General features: G+C 53.6%; 9 protein-coding genes (1 of these 9 cut by a window edge). 3 read left to right on the top strand and 6 right to left on the bottom strand.

The annotated features are described in order from the left end of the window. Positions 1 to 598 precede the first annotated feature (598 nt). The 3 genes from C9I99_RS12975 to C9I99_RS12965 all read left to right on the top strand — a co-directional run bounded on the left by C9I99_RS12975 (position 599) and on the right by C9I99_RS12965 (position 2,815). Positions 599 to 1,564 (top strand): TDT family transporter, encoded by a 966-nt coding sequence (locus C9I99_RS12975; protein WP_107349305.1) that lies wholly within the window; start codon positions 599 to 601, stop codon positions 1,562 to 1,564. Between the two features lie 146 nt (positions 1,565 to 1,710). Further along, positions 1,711 to 2,097 (top strand): DUF2799 domain-containing protein, encoded by a 387-nt coding sequence (locus tag C9I99_RS12970; RefSeq protein ID WP_107349304.1) that lies wholly within the window; start codon positions 1,711 to 1,713, stop codon positions 2,095 to 2,097. 538 nt (positions 2,098 to 2,635) lie between these two features. After that, on the top strand, positions 2,636 to 2,815 hold the full coding sequence (locus tag C9I99_RS12965; RefSeq protein ID WP_107349303.1) for a hypothetical protein: 180 nt from the start codon (positions 2,636 to 2,638) through the stop codon (positions 2,813 to 2,815). Between the two features lie 353 nt (positions 2,816 to 3,168). Here the strand turns inward: C9I99_RS12965 and C9I99_RS12960 are convergent, their stop codons facing one another. The 6 genes in view from C9I99_RS12960 to C9I99_RS12935 are tightly spaced (at most 28 nt apart) and all read right to left on the bottom strand, a layout consistent with a single transcriptional unit that may run on beyond the window. Further along, the gene (locus tag C9I99_RS12960; RefSeq protein WP_107349302.1) at positions 3,169 to 3,873 is read right to left on the bottom strand and encodes a 4'-phosphopantetheinyl transferase family protein; all 705 of its coding nucleotides are present in this window, start codon (positions 3,871 to 3,873) and stop codon (positions 3,169 to 3,171) included. After that, the gene (locus tag C9I99_RS12955) at positions 3,866 to 4,672 is read right to left on the bottom strand and encodes a thioesterase II family protein (protein ID WP_166645461.1); all 807 of its coding nucleotides are present in this window, start codon (positions 4,670 to 4,672) and stop codon (positions 3,866 to 3,868) included. Before C9I99_RS12955 ends, C9I99_RS12960 begins: the two co-directional genes overlap by 8 nt. A 28-nt stretch (positions 4,673 to 4,700) precedes the next feature. Then, positions 4,701 to 5,741, bottom strand: coding sequence for a linear amide C-N hydrolase (locus C9I99_RS12950; RefSeq protein ID WP_107349300.1), 1,041 nt, complete (start codon positions 5,739 to 5,741; stop codon positions 4,701 to 4,703). A gap of 12 nt (positions 5,742 to 5,753) precedes the next feature. Continuing rightward, positions 5,754 to 9,629, bottom strand: a complete 3,876-nt coding sequence (locus tag C9I99_RS12945) for a type I polyketide synthase (RefSeq protein ID WP_166645462.1) — start codon at positions 9,627 to 9,629, stop codon at positions 5,754 to 5,756. After that, positions 9,619 to 21,975, bottom strand: coding sequence for a non-ribosomal peptide synthetase (locus C9I99_RS12940; protein ID WP_107349298.1), 12,357 nt, complete (start codon positions 21,973 to 21,975; stop codon positions 9,619 to 9,621). Before C9I99_RS12940 ends, C9I99_RS12945 begins: the two co-directional genes overlap by 11 nt. Continuing rightward, positions 21,972 to 22,273 carry the end of a type I polyketide synthase gene (locus C9I99_RS12935; protein WP_107349297.1) on the bottom strand. 6,370 nt of this gene lie beyond the right edge of the window, so 302 of the gene's 6,672 nt are visible here — the last part of the coding sequence; its start codon lies off the right edge, out of view; it ends in the stop codon at positions 21,972 to 21,974. Before C9I99_RS12935 ends, C9I99_RS12940 begins: the two co-directional genes overlap by 4 nt.

Below are 22,273 nucleotides of genomic sequence, written 5' to 3'. Positions count from 1 at the left end.
ATAACATAAAACAGACGTTTAAAAACAGCAGGTTAGTATTTTCAAGAAAATAGCGATATTTTTTAGCTGCAAAATAAAAGCCGCACCATTGCAGTGCGGCTTAGTTTTATCTCTATTCTGTTGCCCCAGTCTACCTCGCAGTACACACAGAGCGGTGATTGAAATACAACTTGAGGCTTCGCCACTCATTACGTTGAGTATGCCGTATCCGATATAGTCACAAATTTAAATCGGACATCTTTTGTGTTTGGCGAAGAAGTACTTTCGTTTTTTGTCACTTAACCAAATTGTAAACTAAGCAATACCGACGCTTAGTGCGGTTGACTCACATCAACCTATTACCTGTACCCTTGAGCCACATGTACGAAAACAGCTCATTCCTCCGAAAGCTAAATATAAATCAGCTCATTTACAGGTCACAAAATAAATATGGTACTAAATTCCACTTTTAGCAACCTTGATTCGCCAAATCTTCTACCAAAATGTGATCAAACCCAAACTGTGTTTTGATCCCCCCCCCGTAACCTCACAGTCAAACTGGTGTAGAATGCCCCTTCTCAAAATCTGTTTTACGCTCAACGAAGGTTTTAATAGCTAAATGACAGCATTCACCAATGCTTTGATACATATTCCTACGGCCCAAGCCGCGCTGGCCCTAGCCTCGATAGGGACTGGGCTCGCCTGGTCACTCTACTTCCCTGACCATGCCGATTGGTACCGCGGGATTGGTGCGCTGATCGGCGCGATCCTGCTTATCCCCGTCATTGTGAAGTACCTGCTCAACCCCAAACGCTTTATTCAGGATCTCCGCCACCCTCTATACGGTAGTTTGATGGCACCAATGTCGATGACTATGCTGGTCTTATCTGACTACCTGTCTTCACTCCATGTTGAAGTCGCTCGCTTTCTTTGGTACCCGGCACTGACCCTGCACATGTTTATGATGGGTTTCTTCTTTTTCTGCCAAATCAAAAACTTTCGGTTAACCAACATGTACCCTAGCTGGTTCTTGTATCCAGTAGGGGCAATCAGTGGTACTTTGGCTGGCCCGCAACTTGGCCACCACGATTTCGCCCTGGCCATGACCGATGTTTGCATCGCCATTTACTTCTTGATGCTGCCCGTTGTGCTCTATCGCCTGTGCTTTGCTGGACGCTTACCACGACCAGCTAGGCCGACTCTTGCGATCATGGCCGCTCCGGTCAATTTATCCCTGACCGCTTACCTATTGAATGTCAGTGAGCCAGACCCTGTCTTGACCGGTGCCTTGGCTGGTGTGGGGATCACCATGACCATCCTCGTCTACCTGTGCTACTTCAATTTGCTAAAGCAACGATTCCAACCTTCACTGGCTGCCGTCACCTTCCCGTCGGTGATCAGCGCCGTTGCCCTTGAGCGCCTCACCGATTGGTTTGCTATCTATTACCCGCATTGGTCATGGCTTGAGCGACTAGGTATTTTTGAGATGGTCGTTGCCACCGGCCTCGTCCTGTGGGTTGGCTGGAACTACCTAGGCTACTACTGGCCTCGCACAGCCCCTTCCAGATTGCTTTCTAGCCATTGAGACTAAAACCACCGTATTGAAGCGGGCTTTTATGCCCGTTTTTTCATGGGTATATATACTTAAAGTGTAAGACCTGTCCAGCAGTCAGATAGCCTGTCTATTGACGCGAACAGGAACAAATTCACATTTGCTTGCGGAGGTAGACGATGAAACACCTCGTTTTAGTTGTAGCTGTCCTCAGCTTAGCGGCTTGTAGTGGCCAGTCCTATGACACAGAACTGGCGAAAGAAAACCAATGGAAAATGCTCGGTGTCAAAGACGGTGAAAATGGTCGACTAGTGCGCACCGAGCCAGAGCTCAACAAACTTAGCGACTTGCCACAGGGAGCTATTGACGATTATCGCCTTGGCTACCAACAGGGTATTGAAGATTACTGCCTGCCTTACAAAACATACAAGCACGGTAAAAAAGGACAACAATATACAGGCCAATGCCTAAATACCGAAAATGAAAAGCTTGCTATTCAAGGCTGGGAAGCCGGTTATAAAGAGTATGTTTCAGAACAAGATCTACTCTGGTTAAATAACGAGTAAACATATTAAAAAAGCGGCTCATCTTCATGAGCCGCTTCTTCATTTATACCTTCACCGATCGCCAAAGGGACGACAGTTCATTGTCATTTTATTTTTTAGCGTCTTTTTGCTTCGCTTTCTGCTCTTCTGCTTTTAGACGAGCCAGGTAGATTTGCGGTAATGCTAACATCTCAATCATTTTGCCACCTCATCGTGAAATTATTCATCAATAAACGGCTAAATAGTATCCCGAAACGTGACGGAGCTCAAATTAATCCATTGCTTTCATGTAATAAAACAACAAAAATTGGCAACTTGGACGAGAAGACATATTTTAATCCAATCAGAAAGCCCCCAGTAAACACAAAACAAAATAAATTACTTTTACTTGAAAAAGACACTTTCTAATGTTTACCGCACCAAGAGATTCTGCATACATCACACAAATAAAAAAAGAACCCTAGACAACCAACCAAATGCAACTAATTGAGCATCTGTGTCAACTTATATTCAGGTAAGACTACTATGCTGGTATCAGTATCTGTTTAAGGAGAGAACGATGAAATTATCTGATATCAAGAGCCTCCGGCAGCTTAGCAGCCACTACCAAAAAAATACGCAGGGCAGTCTTCATCGTCGAAGAAGAAGCCGGGTGAGAGAAGAAAACCCAATTGAAGATTTGGCCGACACGACAATTTGGTCAGGACGTAACCGCCGTTACAATACCGCCAATACTTAAGCCTGATAGACGCCTTGCCCTGTTATTTGTGTAGACAAGAAAAAACGGCCCTGAGCTTTCGCTCAGGGCCGTTTCCCGTTCCTAATACCCTGGGTTCCAATCAGGATATTCACTGGGCTTCCCCAGCAGGTCTCAATCACGCAAATGCATTAACAGACCTTTACACCACCCTCCCCCGTTCTAAGGAGAGTGATCATTTTATTCGCAATTTGATGCTCTCAAATCTTGAAAGCAATTTATCACATAATTTTATTAATGCAAAAAAAATTTGATCAATTACTGTTTTTTTTGATTTAACCCCTGATATATAGTCAAAGCATCACATCAAGCCCAGATTATGCACAAGATTCAACCTAAGTTGGCCATTCAAGATGCCTGATCAGCGGAGCTGCACGATTAAGTGTTGCCCAAGACACAGTATGTCCCTGCTGCTGAGTGCAACCGAGCTTAATGTACCGATCCTTCTCTCCGGCAACCTCCACTGCAATCGGCTCATCAATTGAAAAACTCAACTTGGCCAAATCGTAATACAATCCCCACCCTTTCTGCTTCAAATAGGCTTCCTTCAGAGTCCAGAACCGCATAAAACCTTCACTCTTTTGGTCTGCCGGCAAACGCACTAGGCTTTTGCGCTCAGCATTCGTCAGCACGGCATACTTAAGTGATTCAATCTCGCTCACGGACATACGGCTCGTCGATTCAACATCGACCCCCACTTCGCCATAACGGCTTACCACCAAGGCGCTGCACTCGTCACTGTGGCTCAAGTTGAAAAACAAACCTGTCTGTCCGCTTAGGTATGGTTTGCCATAGGGGCCTTGGGAAAAGACGAGCTCGCTCCTGGTGCAACCAAGATGGTCGGCTAAAATCTGACGCATATACCAATGGCTGACCGTATACCTCGCTTTGTCCTTCTCGAACACAAACCGATCAACTTGCTCCTGTTCGCACATTGCAAGATCACGATAAAGCCGAGGCCAGCTATCGACGTTATTGGCCATGATATAGATGATATCGTGAGCCGATATATCATCGGCGTAACTCTCCCCCCTAGGCACGGAACCTTCTCCGGTCTGAAGTCACACTACCCATCTGCGTTTCTACCAAACCACAGATCCGGGGATACTCGGCATTAAGGAAGAAGTGCTCGCCGTCGAACGCCGTAATCGCAAACGCTCCTTGAGTATATTTTTCCCAGCCTTCGATATCGTCCCTATCGGCAACTTCATCGGCGCGACCATAGAGCGCATGAATTGGGCAGCTGACCGACTGAGAGGGATCAAAACAATGGGTTTCGTGCATCTTGAAATCGCCGCGAAGCATCGGCAATAGCAGCAGCATAGTTTCTCGATGCTCAAGGATCTGCGGTACCGTCCCGCCGTATTCACGCAGTTCACTGACAAACTCAGACTCAGACAAGGCATGCAACTGTCGCTTCTTGCTCTTCCTTTCGGGTGAACGAAAGCCTGATACGACTAAGAGTTTAGGTGAGCAACCGTAATGTTTTTCCATATAACGGGCCAACTCAAAAGCAATCAAAGCCCCCATGCTATGACCGAAGAACACGCATGGCTTATCCATCAAAGCCTTTACTATCGGTGCCAGCGTTTCAACCAACAGAGCAAGGTCGGTTATCACCGGCTCGGAGAACCTGGCCTCCCGACCCGGTAGCTTCAACGCCCACACTTCCGTCTGTGGCAGGTGCGCTGGCCACTGGCGATAGATGTTGGCACCGCCGCCAGAAAAAGGGAAACAAATCAAACGGTAATCACCATTGTCGTGATTTGAAAAATTGGCAAACCACGTTTCGATAGCTTGCGCTGGCTTTTCATTGACAACTTTCAACTGAGCTTTCATTTTTACTTTCAACATCCTATGTTTAATATCACTGTTCAAATACCACAAATTGATCGGGATAGCGGGCTATTTCTTCAATCGCCCTGGCCGGAAAATGCCGCTTGTAGGGCCGATATGTCTTGGTGATTATCCGACGATTCTCATGGTATGAATAAGGGGTCATATTCGGCTTACCACCACGATCGGATGATAGGTGGAGATCACAACATAAACGCTCCTGGAGCGTATCAAAGGCCCAGTCATCCAAACTAATTTCAAACCCGCGACCATTGGCATACCGGCTAAATCCCATGCTCCTCTTGCCTGGAGTGAAAATGATCTGCCAGCAAGTCCTGAAACTGCCTGCGCCGCAAAACAACTGCAGCAGTGAGTCCCAGCGCTTACCCGCAATCGCCACTCTAGCCAGTCCCTCGCTGACAAATTGCTCGGGGGCCTCACCATCCTGAAAGGTCTGACTGTAGTCAAACAGCCGGCAATAACGGGCACTTGAGGTACTGGAGCAAGGTATCGGCTGCTTCGATAAACGATACTGTTGATAATACTGGCGACTGCTGGCCAAGCTATGATTGGTCAACACGAGTGGCTTGCCGGCTTGAAAGCGACTCACCTCTATCTCGCCGTGGACAAATTCAATCACTGCGCCTTGCCCGGTACTATCGGCAATCACGTAGTGAAGCGGGATGAATTGGCTATGTACCTTGATAGTCGTCAGACCTGCCAGCACCTCATCAATGTTGGCGCAGGTATCGAGTTGGTACTGGATCCATTGCAACTCGCTCAAGGTAGGCTCCAGCAAACTCAAAGGCGGATAGGCAGCATCGCGCTGCTCGAGCAAGTGGATACTCAGTCCCATTTCGTTGATTCCCCCGCAGGGGAGCTCGCAGCCGAACTGAACCAATGTGACGGAACCATAGCGGCTGTGCCAGCGAAACTGCCCTCCAAGGGGCAGTTCGCTCCATTTGTGCAGGTTGCGGGGATTGATCACCACCATGCCATGATCAAACTGAAAATCATAATTGACACCCAGTACCGAATTTCCAGTGGCCATCAAGCCCAATGCCGAGCACATCACTATTCTCCTCTATACCATAGTCAACGCCTGAGGTTGCTCATTCTGGCTGTGGGCTTCAGCCAGCACAGTCGATAATGTCCGTGCCACCTCTCTAACATAGGGGGCAACAACCATTGTCATATGGGTCCCGGGAACCATACGGCATTCGAGATCCGTAGCAACATGATCCCAACCGAAAGCCGGGTTCTTGATATCCGGATGCTCGCTATAGCCGGTAAACTCGTAATCGTCCAAATCCTGCACCCGAATAAGCTTTACTTTTCCATGGTACGGTTGTGGCTGATATTGACGTTCTGCACTATCGGCTACCTTGAACATATCAATAATTTGTTCCAGCTGCTCACGCGCAGCCCCGCTCTCGGACATATCATTGATGCTTCCCGCTTTTTCTAGTACTCGTTCGAACTGAGCCTCAGGCTCTAGTCCGTTGAGCTCATTCGGATCAATATCCAAGCTATTGCCAAAGATCTGACCGATCCCCCGTCCAAGGAATGTAAAGATCCCGGCAGCATCGAACTCATCTCGAAGCAAATCTGCACCATAAACGGCTGACGGCACTGGCGTATCCATCATTACCAACACAGCCACCTCTTCGCCCATTGCAACCAACTGCTGCGCCATCTCATAGGCAACGGTGCCGCCAAAAGACCAACCGCCGATATAATAAGGCCCCTCAGGCTGGACCTCTCGGATTGCTTTGATGTAGTACTCAGCCATCACGTCAAAGCGTGTATATGGCTCGCACTTCCCATCAATGCCTGGGTGTTGCAAGGCATAAAAAGGCTGCTCTTTACCCAACATCCTTGCCAGTTCGATGTAGCAGTGAACGATCCCTCCGGCAGGGTGAACGCAGAAAAACGGTGGCTTGCTCCCTTTCGGTTGGATCCTCACCACCGGCGAATGGTTGACGACCTTCCCTCCGCTACGGCGCGCTTCGGCAATCCTTTCCGCCTGCTCGGCAATCGTTGGGTACTGCAACACTTCAGCCAGCGGCAACTCTATCTCGAAGAAAGATTGCAATTCCGCCACCAACTGAATGGCCAACATCGAATCCCCGCCCAGATGGAAGAAGTTTTCATGAATACCGATCTTTTCTAAGCCATACAAATTCTGCCAGATCGCCGCCACTGACCATTCGATATCGTTCGTCGGCATCACCACTTTATTATCTTGCGCTTCCGAAAAGAGCGTTTCGTGCTCCTCGCCAGCATCGCTCCCATCATCCGTAAGCCAATAGCGCTTGCGCTCAAATGGATAGGTTGGCAACGGAATACGTCGCCGTGACCGGCCTTGGTGCAACGGCTCCCAATCGAGAGTCCCACCGCGGGTCCACAACTCGCCCAGTGCACTCAGAAAATGGTCGTCAGCCCTGGTCGCCTGATCGGCACGCGGTAATGCAGCGATAACCGGCCATTCTTGCTCCGCGTTTTGTTTCATGCTCTGTTTTGCCAGTGTCGACAGAGTATTTCCTGGGCCAACTTCTACAAATAACGGGAACTCCAAGTCCAGTAGACTATCAATACCTTCAGCAAACCTTACAGCCTGCCTCAAATGCTGCCCCCAGTATTCAGGGTTGGTTGCCTGTTTTGCCTCGATCCAAGTCCCGCTTACATTGGAAATAAACGGTATGGTCGGGGCCTGTAATTGAATATTCCTTACCGCTTTGACGAAAGGCTCAACCGCCGGTTGCATCATAAAAGAGTGGAAGGCGTGCGATGTTCGCAGCTCTTGGCATAGCTCTCCCTCGTCTTCCAGTGCTTTCACCAGCAGTGAAATAGCATCACTCCGCCCTGCGACCACACAAGCATTCGGAGCATTGACCGCGGCGAGGGAAATATCCTCCGACAACAGTGGCTCCACCCGCTCCTCAGACATGCGGATCGACAGCATCGTACCCTCAGCCATTCCTTGCATCAGCTCACCACGGTAGGCAACAAGGCGAAGGGCCTCGTGAAATGTCATCACCCCTGACAGGGCTGCGGCAACATATTCGCCAATACTGTGCCCGATCAACGCCTTTGGCTTGATCCCGAAACTCATCAATAACTTGGCTAAGGCATATTCGACAACAAACAAGGCTGGCTGGGTTAATCGAGTCTGATTTAATTCGACAGCAGAGCCAAGCTCCGTGACAAATAACAAGTCACGAATACCCTGCCCGGCTTGCTCGACCAGTAACACCTCAGCTTCATCGATCACTTCGCGGAAGGCGGGATAAGCCTGGTACAGTTCCTTTGCCATACCAGGATACTGACTCCCTTGACCGGAAAACATGAAAACGATATCAGGTTTATGATCAGTTAGCCCTCCGGCAACCATGTCGTTATGCCACTGATCACGCATAATGGAAGCTACATCATCTTTTTCGCTGACCGCAAAGGCGGCACGATATTCAAATGGCTTACGCCCGACCTGCAGCGTATAGGCGACATCGTCCAAATTCACCTCTGTATTAGCCCTGAAATAATCAGCAAGATCCTCACAACGCGCCTTCAATGCCGATGCGGTTCTCGCCGAGCATAACAACAACTGCGTTTGCCTAGATGGCACCGAGGCTACCTCAGGCGGTGCTTGCTCCAGCACAATATGGCCATTGGTGCCGCCTATACCAAATGAACTGACGCCCGCCCGACGCGAATGGTTATCCTCTGGCCACGGTTTGCGTTCACTGGGAACATAAAACGGACTCGAGGCAAAATCTATGCGGGGGTTCGGCTGACTGAAATTGGCATTGGGCAATATCTCAGCCCTGTCAACCGACATGGCTGCACGGATCAAGCCCGCCATTCCAGCGGCTGTATCCAAGTGGCCGATATTAGATTTTGCCGAGCTGATTGCACAATATTGTGTCTTCTCCGTTTGCTTGCGGAACACCTTGGTAAGCGCCTCGACCTCTATCGGATCGCCAAGGGCGGTCCCGCTGCCATGACCTTCAATGTAACGAACTGTCTCCGGGCTGACTTCCGCAATAGCCTGCGCAGAGCGGATGGCCGCCGCCTCACCCTGAACGCTTGGCGCGGTAAAACCAACCTTGCTAGCACCATCGTTGTTAATTGCCGTCCCCTTAATCACCGCATAAATCCGATCGCCATCCCTTTGAGCATCTTCTAGTCGCTTAAGCACGACCACACCGCCACCGTTACCACTCACGGTTCCGTTCGCGTCCGCATCATAGGCACGACAATGGCCATCCTTGGAGAAAATCGATCCCTGCTGGTACCAGTAGCCCGCATTCTGGGGCACCCTGACAGCAATTCCCCCTGCCAGCACCATATCCGACTCTCCACTGATCAAGCTCTGACATGCCAAGTGGGTGGCAACCAAAGAGGTCGAGCATGCCGACTGCACATTGACACTCGGCCCGCGCAGATTCAGCTTGTAGGAAGTGCGCGTAGCGACGTAATCCTTGTCGTTATTAAACAGATGCTGTAAGGCATTCTCTTGGGTAATGAACGACGGATCGATAGTCAGCTTCATCACCATGTAGGAGTTGAAGCCGGCCCCGGCGTAGACACCAACGGGGCCGGGTACCGCATCTGGGTTGTAACCGGCATTTTCCAGAGCGGTCCAAGACAACTCCAAAAAAAGGCGGTGCTGCGGATCCATGATTTCCGCCTCCCTCGGTGCAATACCGAAGAAAGCAGCATCAAAATACTCCGGCTTATTAATCACCCCTCGTGCTTTGATATAGTTGGGATCCTTAACCATCGAAGGATCGACACTCTGGCTATCGAGCTCTTCATTGTTAAAAAAGGTAATCGCCTCCTTACCCTCAGCCAGCAATTGCCAGTACTGCTCGATATCCTCAGCCCCCGGGAATTTTCCGGCCATCCCTACAATTGCGACTTCTAAGCCATTTTCCGGCAAAAATTCCTTATTTGACATTCTTCGAGAACTCCTTGTCATTACTTGTACCCGCCGACAGTGAACGGCGGCGCATCAATCTGTTTGTGCCGATTTTGCGGCGTTCGTTATGCTGTGTTTCGCGCGCTTTTTCCTGCTCGGCTTGCGCGGCCTGCTGTTCATCAAACATGTACCCCACCAGGGCAGAAATGGTCGGATACTCAAACAACGTCACCAGTGTGATATCTCTGCCAAGTCGCTCGGCAATCAGTGACTGCACTTTGATCAGTGATAACGAGTGACCTCCGGCTTCGAAAAAGTTGGTGCTTCTCCCTATCACATCTACCCCGAGGACCTCTTGCCAGATGCTGGCAATACACGCCTCCTCCTGGGTCTTCGGCAGTACCGCATCCGTCACCTGTGGGCTAAAGGCTGGAACCCGCAAGGCCTTGCGATCCAGCTTCCCATTCGGGGTCAGCGGCATGTCGGCCAGCATCACGAACTGGCCCGGCACCATATAAGCCGGTAATGAGGCCGCCAAAGCGCTGCGCAATGCCGGCTCATCGAACCCACTGCGGTCAGTCCCGGCGACAAAAGCCACCAAACGCTGCCCGCCGGCATCCTCATGCAAAACAACGGCAGCCTGACCTGAGCAATGCTGGCTGATTGCGGCCTCGATCTCGCCCAGCTCAATCCGCTGGCCTCGTAACTTAACCTGAAAGTCCAACCGGCCGATGTACTCGATCACCCCAGGCGCGGAATAGCACACCTGATCCCCTGTCCGGTAGAGCCTCTGGCCGTCCTTATCACTAAACGGATCGGGAACAAAGCGCTCTTCATTCAATTCAGGACGATTCCAATAGCCCCTCGCCAGCTGACAGCCCCCGATATACAACTCTCCCTTGGCGCCAAATGGCACCGGAACCAGATGTTCATCAAGGATATAAAGCTTGGTGTTCGGCACAGCACGACCAATCGGCACCCCCTTGCTTGGTGATGGCTCGCTGCATTTCCAGATAGAGACATCAATCGCCGCTTCCGTCGGGCCATACAGGTTTACCAGTTCCGCCATTGGCAGCTTGGCCGCCACTCGCTCAGCCAAATCGCGCGGCAGCGCCTCGCCGCTGCAAACCACATTGGCCAACGAACGGCACTGTTCGACGCCCGTCGAGTCGATGAACAGCTGCAGCATGGAGGGCACAAAATGAATAACCGACACCCCTTTAGACTGGATAAGCTGGCGCAGGTAGTTGTTGTCAAGGTGCCCCCCGGGACGAGCAACCTCCAAGCGGGCACCGATGATCAGCGGATTAAAGAACTCCCATACCGACACATCGAAGCAGAACGTCGTTTTTTGGACAAACACATCGCTACGATCCAGCCCCAGCATTTGGGTCTGCCACTGGAGTCGGTTCCATAATGCGCCGTGACTATTGACCACGCCTTTGGGCCGTCCGGTCGAGCCCGAGGTGTAAATCATATAAGCTGCTTGATCCGCATCGAACTCGGCCTCCAGTGCGCTTTCGGTATAGGCCGCCAGCTGGCTGTCCATTTGGTCAAGGCAGCATAGCTGCATGGCCAGATCGTCGGGCAGGCGACTGATCAGCGCGCTTTGGGTCAGCAGCACCGAAACAGCGGCATCCTCCAACATATAGGCCAAACGCTCGGCAGGGTAATCCGGGTCGAACGGCACATATGCGCCTCCCGCCTTAATCGTGGCCCAGATCGCAATAACCATCTCCAACGACCGCTCGGCACAAATCCCGACAAAGGTTTCCTTGCCGACGCCCTGCTCTCGCAGCCAATGGGCAAGCTTATTGGTTTGCCTATTGAGCTCGGCATAACTGAGCGTTCGGCCGTCAAACGTTACGGCCTCGGCACTGGGGCAGTGCTCAGCCCAATAGCGAAGGGCATCAACAACATTACCGGCGGCATACTCGCTATCGGTCTGGTTCGGCTCAACGACCACCAGTTGCTGCTGTGCCGCCGGCAAGACCTGCTGCCGTGACAGTGGCTGGTGGGGGCTATCGATCATTTTGCTCAGCAGCTCGACGAGATACTCCAGCAAAGATGAAATCGTGCCGTGCTCAAACCGGCTGTCGTTGTACAGCAGCTTGAAGTGCAGCCCCTCGCCAGGATTGACTATCAGAGTTAGTGCATAGTTCGTCACTTCATGGAAGCTGATCTGCGAAATATCGAAGCCGTCATCATGCTGCTTGAGGATTTCATCAACCGGGTAGTTTTCGAACACCACAATACTTTCGAACAAAGGCAGATCGAGCGGCACGTTTGTTAGCCCTTTGATCTCAGCCAACGAAGAATATTCGAACTGGCGCATCCCGGCCTGGGCCAACTGGATTTCCTGCAGCCATTCGAGCAACGGCTGGTCAGGATCAATGTCAAACCGGACCGGCAGGGTATTGATAAACAGGCCGACCATTTCCTCGACCCCGGTAAGCTCAGCCGAGCGCCCCGACACCGTTGAACCGAACACGATATCGCGACAGCCAGAGTAGCGGTGTAACAGTAGCGCCCATGCTCCCTGTACCAATGAGTTCAGCGTGATATGGTGCTGTCGGGCAAATTGCTCAAGCTGGCGTGTCTGGCTGGCAGACAAACATTGATGGCGCTCATTGTTCGGCGCGGTGGCGGCTCCCCTCGCCGTATCCCGGGGCAATGGCGTCGGCTCGGCGAACGTTCCCAGCTGCTCACGCCAATAGGCGTTTGCCGCTTGCGGATCCTGATCCGATAGCCACTCAATGTGGCCTCGGTAGGCGTGGTAGCGGAACGTCGGCACTGGCAGAAATTCACTGGCATAGGCGTAATCGGTAAACAGCTCCTTAAACAACTGAGCCATACTCCAACCGTCCATCAAGATATGGTGATGGCTCCAAACAAACTGGACAACATCGTCGGCCATCCGGATCAGGCTCAAGCGCATCAAGGGGGCTTGCGTCAAATCGAACCCTTGCTCTCTGTCCGCATTCAACCAGGCCGCGAGTGCCTGTTCCTGCTCTGCGGTAGACATATGACGCCAGTCCAATTCAGTCCAGCGGATGTCCGGCCGGCTCTGTACCACCGCAACCGGCGCGGCAAGCTTTTGCCAAACATACCCGGTTCGTAGCACCTCATGGCGACCAATAAGCCTTCCCCATGCCTCCTGGAAGGCGTCCCGCTCAAAACCGTCACCGAAGCGGCAGCGGAATTGGTTTACATAGACACCGCTTCCCTGCTGGTAAAGGCTATGGAACAGCATCCCCTGCTGGGTCGGTGTGAGCGCGTAGATATCATCGATATCACTGGCAGCAAGCTTGTCCAGTTGCTGCTGGTTGAGCTCAACCGTCGGGAAGTCCGATGGCGTATAGCCAAGCTTAAGGCTATTGCCACAATGACGGGCAATATCAGTCAATGCCGTGCGGAAGCGGCTGGCCAGCTCGGCAATCGTTGCTTGGGCATGCAAACAGCGGCTATAGCTCCAGCGAACATGCAACTGCCCCTCGACCAGCCATGCATCTATGACAATCTCATGTCGCCGATGGTGATCCGCTGCCCGGTTCGGCCCGGCACTGCCGTATTCCAGCTGGAAGGGGGTGTCCGCGCCTTCCGAGCCATCAAGCCTACCGAGGTAGTTAAAGGCGATCTGCGACTGACAGTCCAGCGCATCATCTTGCTGCAGATACCGTAGCAAACCGTAACCCAGTCCACCGTCTGGTATTGCGCGAAGTTGCTCCTTAACCGCTTGGATCTGTGCTTTGAGCCCAGTCTGCGGCAGCTTCAAGGCGACCGGGTAAAGACTGGTGAACCACCCAACGGTACGGGATACATCTAAGCGGCTCCCCTCTCGGCCATGCCCCTCGAGATCAACGCGCACCCTGCCGCTAGCGCCAGCAACGGCCAGCGACAATGCCGTGAGCAACAAATCATTGACCTGGGTTCGGTAAGCCTTGTTGGCCGGGCCGACGATCGCCGCCGAGACCTCGGGCGATATCGCGTCAACCCAAGCATCCACTGAGGCTTCGACATTGTCCTCGGGCGCAGAGGTGACATCATGCGCCACAACCTCCCCTTTGGCCTGAGCGGCAGCTAACCAGTAATCATGCTGGTTTTCGACACCTTGGCTCTGTGCACGATCTGCCAACTCTTCAGCCCATTCGGCCACCGAGTGCGTCTTCTCCGGTAACGCGATCGGCAGCCCGCTGACAGCCTGCTGATAGGCCGTATTGAGATCCTCGATCAGTACACGCCAAGAAATCCCGTCCACAACCAAGTGATGGACGATCAGGGCCAACCGGCCAGCACCGCCGACTCCAGCGTCGAACCACAGCAACTGGATATTTTGCCCTGCCGACGGATCGGTCTGCGCCTGATGCCGCCCTGCAACGTGCTCTATCTGCTCAGCCCAACCGCCTTCGTCGCCGGCAACATCGTAGCGGTGGACGGGCACCTCCATTACGGGTTGGAGGATATGGGTCTGCCACCTCCCCCCTTCATGCTCCAGCGCGGTGCGCAGTGCGTCGTGATGTACCACTAGGGCATTGATCGCCACCTTCAGTGCCCCCGCGTCCATCCCTGCCGGAGCCGAGAGCAGCATCGCCTGGTTGAAGTGGGTGGTTTGGGCGGGCTGTGCCGACAGCCACCAATGGGCCATCGGTAACATCGGTACCCTTCCCACCACCGCAGCCTGCTCCGCTTTGGCTACGCCACCACTTTCACCAGTACTGGCAATCTGTGCCAACTGGGCTATTGTCGGCTGTTCAAACAGCTGTTTTGCCGTAAAGAGGTACCCTGCCTGCTTCGCCCGGGAAACAAACTGGATTGACAAAATAGAGTCACCACCGAGTTCGAAGAAGTTATCGTGAATCCCCACTCGACGCGTTTGCAACAACTCCCGCCACAACTGTGCCAGCACGTCCTCCCGCTCATCGCGTGGGGCAACGTAATTGTCGTTCCCCGCTAGGGCCAAGTCCGGGATTGGCAATGCCTTTCTGTCTACCTTGCCGTTCGCGTTCAGTGGCCAACACTCCAGCTGGACCCACAACGAAGGAACCATATAGGCAGGGAGGGACTCGGTAAGTTTCTGTTTGAGTTCGGCTTCATCAACCGGCCCGTTGTCCTTAACAAGGTAAGCCAGTAATTTTTGATCCCCTCTTTCGCTCAGGAAAACCGTCACTAGGGATGTCGCGCCGCAGGCTCGGGTGATCGCCGCCTCGATTTCGCCAAGCTCAATACGCTGACCACGTAATTTAACCTGAAAGTCTACCCGCCCGAGATACTCGATCGCTCGGTTTGGCAGATACCGAACCAAATCGCCGGTTTTGTACATCACCGCGCCTGCCTTGGAGGCATAGGGATCGGCAACAAACACCTTCTGGCTGAGTTCTGGCAATTTGTGGTAGCCCGTTGCCACCTGCTCACCGGCAATGTACAACTCACCGGTCATGCCGGCCGGCAGCAACTGCCGATCCTTGTTGAGCACGTACAACTGAGTATTCGGCACAGGATAACCAATCGGCACGATCTCCCGGCCGGCATCGTCACCACAGTGCCAGCGTGAAACTTCTATTGCTGCTTCGGTCGGGCCGTAGAAGTTGAACAATGAGGCACCAAGACGGGCATGGAAACGTTGCTTCAAGGAATAACTCAATGCCTCACCACTACATACCACCCGCTGCAATGAGGTACATGTTTCCACCCCGTCAGCTTGCAAGAAAACCTCGAGCATTGACGGGACGAAGTGCATCAGCGTGATCTGTTCGTGCCGGATCAATTCGACCAAATAGTCAGGGTCAAGGTGTCCGCCGGGCTTGGCCATGACCAAGGTTGCACCGGCGATCAGCGGGCTAAAGAGCTCCCATACCGACACATCAAAACAGAACGTGGTCTTTTGCAGCAGTTTGTCATTCACCCCCAGCTGGAACTGCTCTTGCATCCAATGCAGGCGGTTACACAGCCCTCGGTGGTGGTTAATCACCCCTTTGGGCCGCCCAGTCGAGCCTGAGGTATAAATCAGGTAGGCTGCATCGTCCATCGCGACGGAGACATCAACGGGCAGGTAAGAGTACTGGCCGATACGGTCCCACGCTTCGTCCACTGCGCACCATGTCACTTCCCGCAGTGCCAGCCCCTGTAGCCGCGCAAGCAGCTGTTGCTGAGTCAGTACTAGGCGTGCCTCGCAGTCCTCCAGGATGAAACCTAGCCGCTCGGCCGGGTAGTCCGGATCCAAGGGTACGTAGGCACAACCGGCTTTCATGATCGCCAGCATCGAGATGACCATGTCTACTGACCGCTCCATGCACAGGCCAACCAGATCTCCCTTACCGAGCCCTTGCTCCACAAGCCAGTGGGCCAGCTGATCACTCTTTTGCTGCAACTGCAAATAGGTCAGCGACTGATCCGCGCACTTTAGCGCCACGGCACTGGGCGATAAGCTCACCTGCTGCGCCACCAACACCGGTAACGACAGTGATGGATACTCAGCCTCTTCACCCCGGCTCATCGCCAGTAACGCCGCCGCTTCGTCCTGTGGCAGGTAAGCAAGCTGTGAAACCGCACGATCCGGCTGGGCGGCAATGCTCTCAAGCAGGCAAATGAAATGGCTCAGCATCGTCTCCGCAGCATTCGCTGCGACTTTCTCCGGATCGAACACAATCTTGAAGGACAGCTGATCGCCAGGCATCGCAATCAAGGTGATGGGATAGTTCGTGATCTCATCGAAGCGCACCGACCGGATCGCCAAAGGCCCTTCCTGCTTCATTAGCACATCACCCATCGGGTAGTTCTCAACCACCACGATAGAATCGAACAACGCCTCGCCGTTTGCCAGCGGCGACCAAGCCTGAATATCCACCAACGGCGTCTGTTCGTGCTCCATGATCTTCACCTGCTGCTTCTGGATAGCCGCCAAAACCGAGGTGACTGAGCTTGCGCCCTGGATATCCATTCGCATCGGTACGGTATTGATGAACAGCCCGACGATTGACTCGATCTCGTCCACCTCAACCGGACGGCCTGCTACCGTCATCCCGAAGACAATATCTGACTCACCGCTGTACTTGTAGAGCAACATTCCCCAAGCAGCCTGGATCAGTGTGTTTAGCGTACACTGCTTGTCCTTGGCCAAAGCGTTCAGTGCCGAGCCCAGGGCACGATCACAGTGCTGGACATACAGATTTAGACCGTCGGCCTCCCGGCCGCCCGTTGCTGCCGGGGCGGTATCGACCATGATGGGCGTCGCCGACTCCATGCCCTCGAGCTGGCCGCGCCAGAATGCTTCACTGTCCTTGTCGCCTTCCTGAGCTCGCCATGCAATATACTCTTGGTACGATTTGACAGGGGCGAGCTCGGGAGCCACACCATTTAACAACGATTCATAACAATGGAACACCTCACCCAAGATCTGAGCCAGGCTCCAGCCATCAAACAGAATGTGATGGTGGGTCCAGACGAACAACCAGCTCTCACGGTCGGTCGGCAGCAGGTGCATGCGCATCGGTACGGCATTCAGGTCGAGCCCCTTCTCACGATCAGCCGCCAGCCACTCGTCCAACGCATCCATTTTCAAAACAGCCTGAGGCTGCGGTGCAAAATATCCCGCCGAGCGGTCCACAACGATCTGGGTGGGCTCGTCACGGTCCTGCCATAAGAAACATGAACGCAAGGCCGGATGCCTTGCCAGCACGCCTTCCCATGCCAGCTGGAAAAGTGACACCTCTAAATTGTCACCGAATTCACAGCAGAACTGATTCACATATGCATCATCGTCGTTGTCATAGAGACTATGGAACAACATCCCCTTTTGAGTCGCACTCAGTGGGTACGCATCGACCATATCAGGGTATTCGGCGACCAACCTATCGACCTGACACTGGCTGAGATCCAGCAAGGGAAAATCGGACGGCGTATAACCCTTGGCATCCGGAGCACAACAAGCTGCCGTAATTTCAGCCAATTGAGCGAGATACCCTTCAGCTAGCCGGGCAACGGTCTCGTCACGATGGATGGCACTGCTGTAACTCCAGCGGAATGTCAGCTGCTGATCCGTTTCCCAGGCGTCAATGATGATATGGTGTGAGCGGCGATTATTTTCGTCCGCAGTCAGTCCCACCTCATCATCAACCAAGCTGAACCCTTCGTCTGCACTGGTTGGAGAGAAACGGCCAAGATAGTTAAACGCAACCTGCGGCTGGTAAGAGAGCGAGCTCTCACCCACCAGGAAGTTGAGAAGGCCAAAGCCCAATCCTTGCATCGGGACACGACGCAGCTGCTCCTTGACCGACTTCAGCAGCTCGACGCCTCCGGTCTGGCTGACCTCTAGGCATACCGGATAAATACTGGTAAACCACCCTACGGTTCGAGAAATATCGAGCTCCGGGAAGATATCCTCCCTCCCGTGTCCTTCTAGATCGAGTCTGATCGCGGTATTGCCAGACCAGACAGCCAGCGACTTGGCCAGACCGGCAACCAGAATATCGTTCACCGATGTCTTGTACGCCTTGTTCGCATCCCCGAGAATTTGTCGTGTCGTCGTCTTATCCAACGTCACGGTATGGATCTTCTGCGAAGCGTATACATTGGCCTGCTCACCCTCGAAATCGGTCGGCAGAGGTGCAAGATCAGCGCGGGTGGCCGCCTGCCAATACGGAAGCTGTGCTGTGATGCTCTCCGACTGCGCGAAAGCCACCAGCTTCTCGGCCCAGAGTGAATAGGCATGGGTTTTGTCCGGCAGCGCCACATTTTCGCCTTGGCAGATCTGGTGGTAAGCAGACATCAGATCATCGAGAAGAATACGCCATGACACGCCGTCCACGACTAAGTGATGGATAGCTAGTACCAACTTCCCTGAATGATCATGCTGTGGAGGGATCCATGCAGCCCGAAGGTTTCGCCCGTCAGCCGGACGGAGGCTGGCCTGGATACGCTGGCCAACTTGGCGGATATATTCACGCCTTTCCTCACCCGTCGTACCACTGCGGGCAACCTCGACACTGACAGACTCGGCCTTAGCCATGATGTCGGCTCGGTAGCGACCATCACCTTCGACGAGCCGTAATCTCAACGCATCATGATGCCTGATGACGGCATTCAACGCTGCCGTCATCGATTCAACACAAAAGTCCTGCGGCGTACGCATGACAAAGGCCTGGTTATAATGGTTAGGGTTCTCAGGCTCCAATGCCAGCCACCAGCAGGCCACTGGCATCAGCGGCATTTCCCCGGAGACCACCCCTTGATCGACAACCTCAACCTCGCGCACGGTTGCATCAAGGTGTTCGGCAAGCCCCGCAATCGTCGGATACTCGAACACCTCTTTAGGCGCAATTCTCAAGCTGTGCTTCTTGGCCCTGGCCACCATCTGAATACTCAGGATGGAATCCCCGCCCAGCTCGAAAAAGTTATCATCGATGCCAATCTGGGTAACCGACAGCAGCTGGCCCCAGAGCTCGACCAGTACTTTTTCGGTGGCGGTCACAGGCGGGCGGTATTCACCCGAAGCTTGTTGCCCCAACTCAGGGGCAGGAAGCGCTTTGCGGTCAACCTTGTTGTTAATTGTCAACGGCACCGTCTCCAGCGGAACGTAAGCCGCCGGCAACATGTAGGAAGGCAGGACATTGTCCAGCTGCTGGCGAAGCGCATGATGATCCAGCGCCCCCCCCGCTTCGGCAACGTAGTACGCCACAAGCTGCTTTTGCCCGTTTAGCTGAGAGGCGGTAACCACCGCTTCACTCACCCCGGGCAAGGCGCCTAACGCACTTTCGATCTCACCCAGCTCGATCCGAAATCCCCGGATTTTGACCTGCTGATCAATCCGCCCGAGATAGTCTAGGCTACCATCCTCCAGCCAACTGACCAGATCCCCGGATCGGTACAGCCTTTCCCCATCCTTTAGTTGCGGATGTGAAATAAAACGGGCCTGGTTGAGCTCGGGACGCCCGAGGTAACCCCGGGTAACCCCCGCACCGGCCACACACAGCTCCCCAGGTACCCCGACAGGAACAGGCTCTAGGTGATCATCCAACACCATGACCCGCAGATCAGGAATCGCCTGCCCAATCGCGCTGGCGGCAGCAGACTGTCCAAGATCGGCCTCTCTGATCTCCCGGTAGGTAACATGGACGGTGGTTTCAGTGATACCGTACATGTTGATCAGGGTGGGCTGATCATCGCCATAGATCTCAAACCATGGTGCCAGCGCCTGGTAATCCAGCGCCTCCCCCCCAAAAACCACGTACCGCAGGGCAAGCTGCTTGGCTTCCTGCCGCGGCAAGGACTTGGCGACCGCTGTCAGCTGGCGAAAGGCCGACGGCGTCTGGTTAAGTACGGTCACCTGCTTATCAGCCAACAAGGTGAAAAAAGCGTCCGGCGAGCGAGAAACCCAGAACGGGACCACCACCAGCTCGCCACCATAAATCAGCGCCCCCCAGATCTCCCATACTGAGAAATCGAAAGCCGCCGAGTGGAATAGGGTCCATACGTCGTTGGCGGTAAAACCAAACCAGTGGTCGGTCGCCGAGAACAAGCGCACAACCTGGCGATGTTCAACAACCACCCCTTTCGGGTTGCCTGTCGAACCTGATGTATAAATGATATAAGCCGCATTCTGCGAACTGACATCCACGGCCAGCTCAGCGGAACTGTGCGCCGGGCTAAGTGACGACTCACTCATGACCTGACAGATCCCCGGGGCGATATCCGCCTTCTCTTCAGTCGCGATCAGCACACGCTTGAGGCCTGCATCCTCGATAATGTATTTCAAACGCTGGGATGGAGCATCCCCATCGAGCGGGACATAACATGCCCCCGCCTTGAGCACGGCCAAAATGGCAACGATCAGTTCGGTCGATCGGGGAAGGCAGATCCCCACTTTGTCTTCCGGTTTGATCCCATCAGCAACCAGCTTGTGCGCCCAGCGATTGGACAGCCCATCGAGCTCGCCATAGGTCAACGAACCGGCCTCGTCACTGACGGCCACCGCCTCCGGCCTTAGTTGAGCCTGCTCGGAAAACAGCTGATGAAGACATTGTTCAACAGGAAAGCACTGTTCATCCTTGCCCGTCAGCGCCATGACCTCAGCCAGCTGGTGCTCAGGAACCCACGGCACCTCACCTACCGGCTTGTCCATCTCGCCGGGAAGGTGACACAGGATATGGCGGTACTGCTCCAGTAGCCTCGTCGTTTCAGCTTCAGCGAAACGCGAGGTATCGTAGCTAATGCGCAGCGCTAACTGCACACCGGGCTCAATCACGACTGTCAACGGGTAATTAGTCGACTGGTGTACTTCAAGCTCAGCCATCCGCCCGGCATGGGAGCCGATCGGATAGGTTTCAACCGCCAGCATACTGTCAAACAACGCTGTACCTTGCGGCACCTCACTCCAAGACTGAATATCTTGCAACGGGGTATATTCGAACGGCTGGGTCTTCAGTTGCTGTTTCTGCACCGTCTTGAGCCAGTCCGCGACTTTTTGCTCGGGCAATATCGTCGTTCGAACAGGCAGGGTATTGATAAAGAGGCCAACCATCTTATCAACATCTTTCAGTTCGGCTGGACGGCCGGAGACGGACATCCCAAAGACGATATCGCTGTCCCGGCTATGGTGATGCACCAGCAGCGCCCATGCCGCCTGCAGCAGTGTATTGAGTGTCAGCCGCTGCTTTTTTGCGATCGCCTGCAGGCTCGCCGTCTCTTCCGTCGATAACTGGTTAACCAGCGTGTGGTACACCGGGTTATCCTGCTTGACCGCTTGGCTGCCATTGCCCACCACATTGGGGGCATTGAATCCATGCAGGTAATCGCGCCAGAACGTTTCGGCCTGGTTTAAATCCTGCTTCGATAGCCAGCTAACATAGTGGCTATAAGGCGGCAATGCCGCGAACTCGGGCTGCTGTCGGTCAAGCAGCGCTTGGTAAGCACTGAAGACATCCTTGAGCACCAAATACGACGACCAGCCATCAAGCAGCAGGTGATGATAAGACCAGCAAAACCAGTAACGGTCGTCTTCGCGCTTGATCAACGCCGCCCGCATCAGCGGCGGCTTGTTGAGATCAAAGCCAGCCTCGCGATCGGCCTTAAGGTGCTGCTTAAGCGCCGCTTGCTGTTCCGTTTCAGGCAAGTGTGACCAATCAAACGTGGTAAACGGCATCGTGACATCACGGAAGGTCACCTGCATATTTTTTTCGGCCTGTTCCCAGAAAAATGCCGTGCGCAGTACCGGGTGGTGGCTGATCACCTGTTGCCAAGCCTGCTCAAAAGCCGGCACATTGGCGATGTCCGCGGGCCATGTGAACTGCTCGCAATACATCCCGGAGTGGGGGGCATATAGGGTATGGAACAGCATCCCCTCCTGCATCGGTGAGAGCGGGAAGATGTTTTCTACTGATGTTTTATTCATTTTTCTGTCCCTTGGAACAAGTCGCTCATAAAGCTATTGAGTGCATCTTTATCCATCCCGGCATCAGGGAAGTCGGTCGGGGTGTAAATCGTTGACTGCGCCGTCTGTAACTGATCCAGGCTGCGGTTGAGCTCACTCACCAGGCTGTCATGCAAGCGCTGAATGACACTGGACGCGATCCGTTCTCCATCGTACAGCCAGAGCACCTCCCAGGACCGGTCAGGCTTGAACATGCGCAGCTGGATGGGGTGTTCCGCCACCAAGCGAGTCTCTTGCAGGGCAGGCACCACTGTCAGCA

Source organism: Photobacterium lutimaris, from assembly GCF_003025555.1.
Lineage (GTDB): Bacteria > Pseudomonadota > Gammaproteobacteria > Enterobacterales > Vibrionaceae > Photobacterium > Photobacterium lutimaris.
The sequence above is the reverse complement of the archived record's forward strand: the minus strand, read 5'-3'. Positions and strand labels throughout refer to the sequence as shown.